This is a genomic window from Sphingomonas kyeonggiensis, from assembly GCF_014204495.1.
In the GTDB taxonomy this organism is placed as follows: Bacteria; Pseudomonadota; Alphaproteobacteria; order Sphingomonadales; family Sphingomonadaceae; genus Sphingomonas; species Sphingomonas kyeonggiensis_A.
This window is the reverse complement of the sequence record NZ_JACHLN010000008.1, coordinates 2,573-5,643: the sequence shown is the minus strand read 5'-3', so window position 1 is coordinate 5,643 and position 3,071 is coordinate 2,573. Positions and strand designations below refer to the sequence as shown.

1 protein-coding gene is annotated in these 3,071 nt (G+C 70.0%); it reads left to right on the top strand.

Translation table 11 applies throughout. The features are described 5' to 3' along the window. Positions 1 to 3,071 (top strand): S-layer family protein (locus tag HNP52_RS22925; RefSeq protein ID WP_184171495.1); only part of this gene is annotated, 3,071 nt, incomplete at both ends.

The following is a 3,071-nucleotide window of genomic DNA, read 5'->3' as shown; positions in this document are numbered from 1 at the left end:
CAGATCACCGCGACCTCGCCGGCCAATTCGGCGGGGACGTACGACATCACGGTGACCACGCCGGGTGGGACCAGCGCGACGAGCGCGTCGGACCAGTATACCTATGTCGCGGCGCCGACGGTGACGTCGGTCTCGCCGACGGCGGGCCCGACCAGCGGCGGTACGACGGTGACGATCACCGGCAGCGGCTTCGCGGCGGCGCCGGGTAGCGGTGCGGTCAAGTTCGGCGCGACCACGGCGCTCTACACGATCAACAGCAACACCCAGATCACCGTGAACAACAGCCCGGCAAGTGCTGCGGGCACCTATGACATCACGGTGACCACGCCCGGCGGCACCAGCGCGACCAGCGGGGCGGACCAGTTCACCTATGTCGCCGCGCCGGTCGCCAGCTCGTACACGGCGGCGGCGGTTGCCTATGACATCAGCAATGTGAACTTCAGCCTGTCCGGCCATGCCACCAACAGCCCGACCAACTATGCGGTCGGCTCGGCGACCACGGCGCAGGGCGGCTCGGTCTCGGTCGATTCCTCGGGCACGGTGACCTACACCGCGCCGAGCGGCTTCCGCGGCAATGACAGCTTCATCTTCACCGCGACCAACCTGGGCGGCACGTCCGCCCCGGCGACGGTCACGGTGCCGGTGAACAACCCGACGCTGCTGTTCACCTTCCCGGTCGGCGGCGGCACGCGCGGCATCGCGCTGTCGAACGTGCGGATCGACACGACCGGCGGCCGGTCGCCCTATAGCTGCTCGACCACGCTGAACACGGGCGCGCTGCCCGCGGGCACGCAGCTCAACGCCGACTGCACGATCACCGGCACGCCGGCGGCGAGCGGCACCTTCACCTTCACCGCCACCGTGACCGACAGCTCGCTCGGCACCGGTCCCTTCACCATGTCGACCGGGCCGATGGTGCTGACGATCGCGGCGCCGACGATCAGCATTTCGCCGGCGTCCGGCGCGCTGCCGGGTGCCACGGTCGGCACCGGCTATTCGCAGAGCTTCACGGCGAGCGGCGGCACCGCCGGCTACACCTATGCGCGCACGCTGGGCACGTTGCCGACGGGCGTGACCCTGTCGGGCGACACGCTGTCGGGCACCCCGACCGCGACCGGCACCTTCAACTTCGACATCACCGCGACCGACAGCTCGACCGGCGGCAGCGGCGGGCCCTATACCCGGACCCAGTCGTACAGCGTCACGGTTTCCCAGGGCGCCCAGACGATCAGCTTCGGCGCGCTGTCCAATGCCTCGCTCGACGATTCGCCGCTGACCCTGTCGGCCACGGCGACCTCGGGCCTGGCGGTCAGCTTCGCCTCGACCACGACCAGCGTCTGCACCGTCTCGGGCACCACGCTCACCCTGCACCAGACCGGCAGCTGCTCGGTCACCGCCAGCCAGGGCGGCGACGGCAACTGGACCGCCGCGCCCGACGTCGTGCAGGGCTTCACCGTCACCCCGGCGAACCTGACGATCAACGCCGGTGCGGCCTCGGGCCTCCAGGTCGGTGCCAGCTACAACCAGGCCAACACCGCCGCGGGCGGCGTCGCGCCCTATACCTATACGCTCAACGCCGGCGCCTTCGTGCCGGGCACCACCCTCAACGGGTCGAGCGGCGTCGTCTCGGGCTCGCCGACCGTCGCGGGCTCCTTCTCCTACATCATCCGGGCGAGCGACGCGCAGGGACCGGCGGACACCGCGGACACCTCCGTCATCACCGTCAACATCGCCAAGGGCAACCAGGTGCTCAGCTTCAACCCCTCGACCGCGCCGGGCGCGTCGGTGGGTGGGGCGGCCTATAATGTGGCCGCTTCGGCGACCTCGGGGCTGACGCCGATCCTTTCGATCGACGCCAGCGCCGCCGCGATCTGCACGATCTCGGGCGGGTCGGTGACCTTCCAGGCGACCGGCACCTGCCTGATCAACGCCAACCAGGCGGGCGACTCCAACTGGAACGCCGCGCCCCAGGCGCAGCAGAGCGTCACCGTCGGTGCGGCGGGCGCGATCGGCTCGACGGTCAGCTTCTCGACCGCCTCGCTCGGCGTTGGCCAGAGCGGAACCGTGACGATCACCTTCACCAATGGCAATGCCTCGGCATCGCCCAGCATCGCGCCGCTGCTCAGCGGTTCGGCGCTGGTCAGCCGCGGTGCGCTGGGCGGCAGCTGCGGCGCCAGCGGTTCGGACAGTGGTGCGAACTTCCAGTTCAACGGCTTCAGCGTCCCCTCGGGCGGCTGCACCGTCACGATCGGCTATACCGGCACCACCGCCGGCTCGAGCGCGGGCTTCTCGCTCGGCGCCTTCACCCCGAGCGGCTATCCGACCACGTCGGCGACCGGCAGCGGCAGCTTCGCGGTCGTGCCGACCGTGACCGGCGTGTCGCCGAACTCGGGCCCGGTCAGCCAGGTGGTGACGATCTCGGGCACCGGCTTCAGCACGACCCCGGGCAACAACACCGTGACCTTCGGCTCGGCCGGCAACGGTAACGTCACCGCGGCGAGCGCGACTTCGCTCACTGTCACCGCCCCGGCCGTAGGCTCGGGTGCCAAGGCCGTGACGGTCACGGTCAACGGCCAGACCAGCACGAGCTCGGCGACCTTCACCTTCATCGACAAGCCGATTGCCGCGGACAAGCCGGGCGTCGCGGTGCCGTACAACAGCACCGGCACCGCCATCGACCTGTCGAGCTCGATCACCGGCGGCCCGCACAGCAGCATCGCCATCGGCACCGCTGCGCAGCACGGCACGACGACGATTGCGGGCGATGTGGTGACCTACACCCCGACCGCCGGCTATTTCGGTGCTGACTTCTTCACCTACACCGCGACGGGTGCCGGCGGCACTTCGAACATCGCGCGGGTGGACATCACCGTGGCGACCCCGGCGGCTCCGGTCACGACCGACAAGAGCGGTGTCGCGATCCCGTACAACGGCACGGGCACCGGGATCGACCTCAGCACCTCGATCACGGGCGTGCATTCGAGCATCGCGATCGGCACCTCGCCGCAGCACGGCACGGTGACCATCGCCGGCGATGTCGTCACCTATACCCCCACCACCAACTATTACGG